At 47.2% G+C, this 7574-nt stretch carries 8 protein-coding genes; 3 read left to right on the top strand and 5 right to left on the bottom strand.

The genetic code is table 11. From position 1 onward, the window contains the following. The 5 genes from AACT21_RS03995 to kefG form a co-directional block, all read right to left on the bottom strand. On the bottom strand, positions 1-925 hold a 925-nt coding region (locus AACT21_RS03995; protein ID WP_094164364.1), incomplete at its 3' end, for an isoaspartyl peptidase/L-asparaginase family protein. 216 nt (positions 926-1141) lie between these two features. Further along, complete coding sequence (slyD, locus tag AACT21_RS03990; protein ID WP_013855912.1) at positions 1142-1738, bottom strand: peptidylprolyl isomerase; 597 nt, start codon at positions 1736-1738, stop codon at positions 1142-1144. 97 nt (positions 1739-1835) lie between these two features. Further along, entirely contained in the window at positions 1836-2036 is a 201-nt protein-coding gene (locus AACT21_RS03985) for a YheV family putative zinc ribbon protein (protein ID WP_010318749.1), read from the bottom strand. A 31-nt stretch (positions 2037-2067) separates the two neighbouring features. Next, entirely contained in the window at positions 2068-3867 is a 1800-nt protein-coding gene (gene kefB, locus AACT21_RS03980; RefSeq protein ID WP_013855911.1) for a glutathione-regulated potassium-efflux system protein KefB, read from the bottom strand. Further along, positions 3851-4438 (bottom strand): glutathione-regulated potassium-efflux system ancillary protein KefG, encoded by a 588-nt coding sequence (gene kefG / locus AACT21_RS03975; protein ID WP_174223808.1) that lies wholly within the window; start codon positions 4436-4438, stop codon positions 3851-3853. Before kefG ends, kefB begins: the two co-directional genes overlap by 17 nt. Before the next feature lie 132 nt (positions 4439-4570). Between kefG and AACT21_RS03970 the strand changes: the two genes are divergently transcribed. The 3 genes from AACT21_RS03970 to AACT21_RS03960 all read left to right on the top strand — a co-directional run. Next, entirely contained in the window at positions 4571-6490 is a 1920-nt protein-coding gene (locus tag AACT21_RS03970) for an ABC transporter ATP-binding protein (RefSeq protein ID WP_094164363.1), read from the top strand. A 1-nt stretch (position 6491) separates the two neighbouring features. Further along, positions 6492-6971 (top strand): TIGR02444 family protein, encoded by a 480-nt coding sequence (locus AACT21_RS03965; protein WP_094164362.1) that lies wholly within the window; start codon positions 6492-6494, stop codon positions 6969-6971. A gap of 56 nt (positions 6972-7027) precedes the next feature. Next, the coding region (locus AACT21_RS03960) for a hydrolase (RefSeq protein ID WP_176430230.1) at positions 7028-7574 on the top strand (547 nt) is incomplete at its 3' end.

Below are 7574 nucleotides of genomic sequence, written 5' to 3'. Positions count from 1 at the left end.
TTTTTACGATCAGCTCTCCTTGACGATCAACACAAGCACGGTACATGCCGGAACTGTTCATTGCAAAATGAATGTCGCCTTGCGCATCAATGGCGATCAATCCACCCTCACCACCGAGCGTTTTAAGTTCACCCTGAATAATGGTTTCACATGCGGTATGAACATCTTCTTTTAAATAACGCATGCGAGCGGCAACGTCACTGGCAACCATTTTACGAATGAAATATTCCCCCATGCCCGTTGTCGATACCGCCACATTGCCATTTTCAGCCACCGTTCCTGCACCTATGATGGGAGAATCGCCGACGCGACCAAATTTTTTATTCGTGATGCCACCGGTACTAGTAGCAGACGCAAGGTTGCCTTGTTTATCCAATGCAACTGCGCCAACAGTGCCAAATTTCTTGTCATCTGGGAATTTTGATTCCGACAAAGCAAATTGATTGTTGCTTTTCATCGCTAGCAACTGTTCATAACGACGCTCAGTAAAAAAGTAATCTTGTTCTGTATATTGATGCCCTTGAGTAAAAGCAAACGCTTCTGCGCCCTCACCAATCAACAACACATGATCACTGTGCTTCATTACATCACGCGCGAGCTGCACTGGGTTTTTAATGTGCCGAACCCCAGCGACCGCGCCTGCGTCCATCATTTTGCCATGCATGACAGAGGCGTCCATCTCCACCATCTCTTGATGCGTTAACACCGAACCTTTTCCTGCGTTAAATAACGGAGAGTCCTCAAGTATTTTCACAGCCTCAACCACCGCATCCAGTGCATCACCACCTTGTGCCAGTACTTGATGCCCCGCTCGGACAGCACTTTCTAGCGTGTTCAAAATATCGCGCTTTAATGATTCGCTCATTTGTTGACGAATGATGGTTCCAGCGCCGCCATGAATTGCTATAGCAAAAGGTTGTGACATGAGAATTCCTTAACTTAATAAATTGAGAGGCAATACACTTCTGTTCTACACATTAACTATACCCAAATAACTTGAAGTTGCAGGTAGGCGGCAAGTGAGTACTGTAATAATTAACAAGCAACAAAAAAGCGCTAATCGCATGACGATTAACGCTTTCCATTTCATTGTATCAGTCGGTTATTACTGCCTACTTTGGCACTACCAACCAAAAAATGATTAATGTGAACCGCAGCTGCCGCCACCGCAACAACCTTCTTTTTTCTCACCATGGTCATGGCCTTCACCACCACAGCAACCACCTTCATGATCATGATCGTGGTCATGGTCGTGGCCATGTCCACAGCCACCAGCTTGGTGAATGTGACCATGTTGGATCTCTTCTTCAGTTGCAGCGCGAATCGCAACGACTTCTACATCAAACGTTAATGTTTGGCCAGCCAACATGTGGTTACCATCAACTACCACTTCGTCACCATCCACTTCCGTGATTTCAACTGGAATTTGGCCTTGGTCAGTATCCGCTAGAAAACGCATACCCACTTCAATTTCATCAACGCCTTGGAAAACTTCAGCAGGTACACGCTGTACAAGCTCATCGTTGTATTCACCGTACGCTTCTTCAGGAGCGATAGTTGCTGTGAACTTATCGCCCACAACTTTTCCTTCCAACTCATTTTCAAGGCCAGTAATTAGATTGTTGTGACCGTGAAGGTAATCTAGTGGTGCATCAACTGTTGATTGGTCTACGACTGCACCATCTTCCAATACTAATTGGTAGGCTAGGCTTACAACCACGTTCTTTTCAATTTTCATAACAACTCCAAGGAGGTTTGTTCCTAGGTTGTCATCTTCAAACCTAAGAAATCGATCGGTATGAGGCGTATTATGAAGATCTATTCCAGAAACTCAATTATTCTGGTTTAAAAATCCCGATCATCTCTTGCCGAGCATGTTCACTTTTTTCTACAGATTTGGGCTTTCGCTGTTCATGGTAGTCGCACTCGACACACTCAACGAGCTCTATGTTGTTTTCAACCCACCAGCGCAGAGTATCTTGTGACTGACAACTTGGGCACTTTGCACCGGCAATAAAGCGTTTTTTCTGTTTCACGTTACATCCTACAACTGAATATTGATTGGCGTTATTTTTCCCAATAATGACGAGATTGGCGATCATTATCCATTTCACGCCCAAATATTTCTTCCAGCTCTTTACGTGCCTCTTTGGCGCGCAGTGCGAGTTGTTTGTCTTGGTTATGTTGCGGTAGCAGCTCTTTGAGCATCGCATTATCGAGTTTTCTAAAATGTGCTTCGGCGCGCTTGGCTTGGTAAGGGTGCATGCCCAATTCGACCAGTACTTGTCGGCCGAGGTCCAAAGCGCCTAAGAAAGTTTCCCGCGAGTATTTATCGACCCCATGGCTGAGTAACTGATACGCCTCTACCCGGCTACGAGCGCGAGCTAAGATCTTTAACTGCGGGAAATGGTGCTGACAAAGCTCGACAATTTTCATCACTTCATCGGGCGCATCAGTACAGATGACAATCGCCTCAGCTTCTTCTGCACCCGCGGCGCGCAACAGTTCAAGTTGAGTCGCATCACCATAAAAAACGTTATAACCGTACTCTCTCAATAATTTAATTTGACTGGCATCGCTTTCTAATACGGTAATTTTAATCTTATTGGCGTACATCAAACGCCCTACAATTTGCCCAAAACGGCCAAAACCCGCAATGATAATTTGCGGCTGTTTATTGACGACATCGGAATGCATCTCATCGTCACTGCTGAGGTTCAATTTTCGCGCAAACCATTTGTCCTGAATCGTCAGTAATAAAGGTGTGGTGACCATCGACAAGCTGACCACAACGAGCAAAAAGGCCACTTGATCCGGTGATAGCACGCCCTGCGCGCTTGCCGCAGTGAAAATCACGAACGCGAACTCGCCGCCTTGGCTGAGGATCGCCGCCATTTTGCTGCGCGCTTTGGAACGTGTACCCGATAAACGCGCGAGGAGATAAAGGATTCCTCCTTTCAGCACCACTAGACCTAATACAGCCGCCAACACTTGCAGCGGCGCTTGCGCCAATAAGCCCAAATTAACCGCCATTCCAACGGCAATAAAAAATAGCCCGAGCAATAACCCTTTAAACGGTTCAATCGCGATCTCAAGTTCATGGCGAAATTCACTTTCTGCCAGCAACACGCCAGCAAGGAAAGTACCGAGCGCCATTGACAAGCCAAGCTGCTGCATTAACAGTGCAATCCCAATCACCAACAATAAGGCGGCAACGGTAAAAAGTTCACGCACACCACTGGTCACAATATAACGAAACAGCGGGCTCAAGAGGAAATGCCCCCCGACCAGCAAAGCGGTAATGCCACCCAACATCCAAATCACATCTAACCAGCTTCCACCCGCGTTGCCTGCCAGCAAAGGCAAAAAGGCCAACATCGGGATGACAGCGATATCTTGAAAAAGCAGTACCGCAAAACCAGACTGGCCAGCTTCACTGCGCGTTAGCCCTTGCTCTTCAATTACGCGTAATGCGATTGCTGTCGAAGAGAGCGCAAGGCCCATACCAATCACTAAACTACTCTGCCAGTTAACGCCTAATAGATAAGCAATACTGGCGATGACTAAGGTACTTACCACCACCTGCGCGCCACCCAAACCAAGGATCGGCCCACGCATCTGCCACAATTTTTTGGGGTTTAATTCCAGCCCAATCAGAAACAACAGCAGCACCACGCCAAATTCAGCAAAGTGTAATATGGCTTGTACATCACTGATTAAACCCAGCCCCCAGGGCCCTATGGCTACACCAGCTAACAAATAGCCGAGCACCGAACCCAGCCCTGCACGCTGAGCAATCGGTACGGCCACCACAGCCGCGGTTAAAAACACCACGCTGCTTTGTAAAAAATCACCGCTTAACGCCATCAAGCTCTCCTTGTGTGGCCAGTGGGTGTTGCAACCAGTGTCGATAATGCTCAGCGTGTTGATAGCGCTCCATATCACTCACATTACGTGACCAGTAGAGAACTAACGGTTCCATCCAGTTCATACAACACAGAGCCGCGGTTAATTCAAATGGTTGGAGAATTTGATCCAGTGGGTATTTGTTGTAGCCCCGCTCATCAAACGCTTCTTTTTTTCCGCCCGTGGTGATGACGCTACGCCAGTATTTACCATGCAACGCCGTCTGTCCGCCGAAGGCAAACCCTTTGGCAAGCACGCGATCAAACCACTCTTTGAGCAGCGCTGGGCAGGAATACATATAAAGAGGGTGTTGAAACACAATCACATCATGCTCAAGTAGTTTTTGCTGCTCTGCGTGCACATCGATAAAAAAATCGGGATAGGTTGCATACAAGTCATGCACAGTGACGTGGGAAAGTGACGCAATATTGTGCAGCATAGTTTGATTGGCGATGGAGTTTAATGGCTCAGGATGCGCATAAATCACCAATATTTTAGGTGTAATTTGGTCAGGCATGACGGTGGTGGACATTTTTGTCTGCGCTCCCAATAGTTATCAATATGTTATTAAGCATAATAACGCAATTTGCATAATGATCGACATTTATCCTTATTGCCCCTACTATTCCACGCGATAACGTCTCGATATGAAAAATAGATTTTTATGATTACCTTCTCTGATATTCAATTACTGCGCGGCGGTAAACCGCTCCTTGAAAAGGCCTCTGCAACTATCCAGCCGGGCGATAAAGTTGGCCTAGTAGGCAAAAATGGCTGTGGCAAATCAACGCTCTTTGCCCTACTCAAAGATGAGCTATCTATTGACGCTGGCTCCTTCAGTAAACCAGCTCACTGGGAACTGGCTTGGGTTGCCCAAGAAACTCCGGCTCTTGATCGCAATGCGATTGAATATGTCATCGATAGCGATCGTGAATATCGTGAATTAGAACGACGCCTCAGCGTTGCTGAAGAGGCAGACCAAGGAACCTTGGTTGCAGAGCTGCATGGAAAAATTGAAACCATCGGCGGATACAGTATTCGCGCCCGCGCTTCTGAACTGCTTGATGGTTTGGGGTTTAGCCAAGAACAGATGGGATGGAGTTTAACGCAATTTTCGGGTGGTTGGCGGATGCGCTTAAACTTAGCGCAAGCGCTGTTGTGCCGCTCGGATTTACTGCTGCTTGATGAACCAACCAACCACTTGGATTTGGACGCCGTCATGTGGCTTGAACGTTGGTTACAAAACTATCCCGGCACCTTGATCTTGATTTCCCATGACCGCGATTTTCTTGATCCGATCGTCGGACGCATCATCCATATCGAAAATCAAACCATGAATGAATACACCGGAAACTACTCATCGTTTGAAAATCAACGGGCGCAAAAACTGATCTTGCAGCAAGCCATGTACCAGAAGCAGCAAAAGCAGATGGTGCACATGCAAAGCTACATCGACCGTTTCCGCTACAAGGCCTCCAAAGCTCGCCAAGCACAAAGTCGTATCAAAGCGTTGGAACGAATGGAAAAAGTGCTGCCAGCTCAATTTGATAACCCATTTAATTTCGAATTTCGAGAGCCTTCAGCACTGCCTAACCCAATCATGATGATGGACGAAGTCTACGCCGGGTATGGTGAACGTTTAATTTTAGAAAAAATTCGCCTCAACCTTGTACCGGGAAGCCGTATTGGATTACTCGGGCGTAACGGTGCGGGTAAATCAACATTAATTAAATTGCTCTCCGGTGAGTTAAAACCGCAAGGCGGCGATCTCACTTATTCGCAAGGTGTAAAAATTGGTTACTTTGCCCAGCATCAGTTAGAAACACTTCATCCAGAAGAGACCCCACTGCAGCACATGATGCAAATCGCCCCGGATAAAAACGAACTTGAGCTGCGTAATTATCTGGGTAGTTTTGGTTTCCAAGGCGACAAAGCGCTAGAGAAAATCGCTCCGTTTTCCGGGGGTGAAAAGGCTCGCTTAGTGCTTGCGCTAATTGTGTGGCAAAAACCGAACTTGCTGCTGCTTGATGAACCCACCAACCACTTAGACTTGGATATGCGTCAAGCCCTAACGTTTGCCCTGCAAACCTTTGAAGGCGCGATGGTCATCGTCAGCCATGATCGCTATCTACTGCGCGCAACCACCGATGACTTGTACTTGGTGCACGATCGTCAAGTCGCGCCTTTCGATGGGGATTTGACCGACTACTACAAGTGGCTGACAGAACAACAGAAAGCGGAACGTAGAGAAGTTCAATCTCAGCAACCTGCCAAAGACAGCAGCAACAGTGCCGCAGCCAAAAAAGATCAAAAGCGCCGAGAAGCGGAATTTCGCATCCAAACCGCACCAATTCGCAAAAAACTGACACAACTCGAAGCGAAAATGGACACATTGAACGCGGCACTGGCGCAAACTGAAGCGCAATTGTCTGATACTTCGCTGTATGAAGCCGAAAACAAAGCTAAACTTACCGAAGTGATTGCGCTTCAAGCTCGCAGTAAATCGGCACTTGAAGCGATCGAAATGGAATGGATGTCGGAACAAGAGACACTCGAACAACTAGAGCAGGAATTCAGTCGCTAAGATGAGCCAAAAGCACGTACGATTATCTCTGACCTTAGAACGCTTATGGCAATTCAGTTTGCAATACTACAGCGTGCGAGAAGTGAAAGAGGCGTGCTTAAGTTTACAAAATAACTTCCACGGCAACGTCAACTTATTGCTGCTACTCAAATGGCTTGATGAGCAACAAGTGACGGTTGCCGATGCTGACTGGCAAAATGTCACTCAATGTATCGGCCGTTCAGAAGCGCTGCTGCACAGTTACCGAGAGTTAAGACGACGTTTGAAAAGCATGGTGCCAGATACGCTGTACCGCGAGGCGCTGCAATTTGAACTGCAGCTTGAAAAGCAGCAGCAAGCTGACCTTGTGGAATGTATCAACGCATTGGCATTGCAGAATAACCATGATGAACAATTAACGCTGCGTTACTGTCGCCAGCTTGGCTGTGAGCATTTGCATCTCGCTTTTAAAACCCCGGCGCCTCATTCTCAAAAACCGTAACTACATCAATTGCTCGCTCGGTGTATACTGGTCGCAATTCATAAAAATAATACGCTATGGTTATGACTTCATTTATCGCTGCTACTGGACTAACAAATCCACACCTTCAGACTCTGCTTCCTCGTTTGTTGCGCAAACGCGCACGTTTTGAGCCGCTGTGGCAAACGCTGTTTACACCTGATGGTGATTTTTTAGACCTTGCTTGGAGTGATGATTGGCGCTCAGAGCGAGTACAAAATAAACCCCTATTTATCTTGTTTCATGGCTTAGAAGGCAGTTTTCATAGCCCGTATGCCAACGGCTTAATGTACGCCTTCGCACAGCAGGGGTGGTTATCGGTCATGATGCATTTTCGCGGCTGTAGCGGCAAACCGAACCATCTGGCACGCGCTTACCATTCTGGTGAAGTTGAAGATGCACGCTTTGTGCTCGAATACATACGCAAACAATGCCCGAATCGACCTGTCGTGGCGGTGGGTATTTCTCTTGGCGGCAATATGTTGGTTAATTACTTAGCGCAATATAATCACGACCCGATCGTTAGCGCGGCAACCGTTGTCTCCGCTCCGCTCGATCTGGCAGCGTGTTCCACACGCATTGAAC

This window comes from Vibrio sp. V08_P9A1T1 (genome assembly GCF_963874405.1).
GTDB classification, from domain to species: domain Bacteria; phylum Pseudomonadota; class Gammaproteobacteria; order Enterobacterales; family Vibrionaceae; genus Vibrio; species Vibrio anguillarum.
Note: the sequence above shows the minus strand (reverse complement) of the source record. Positions and strands in the feature narration are given on the sequence as shown.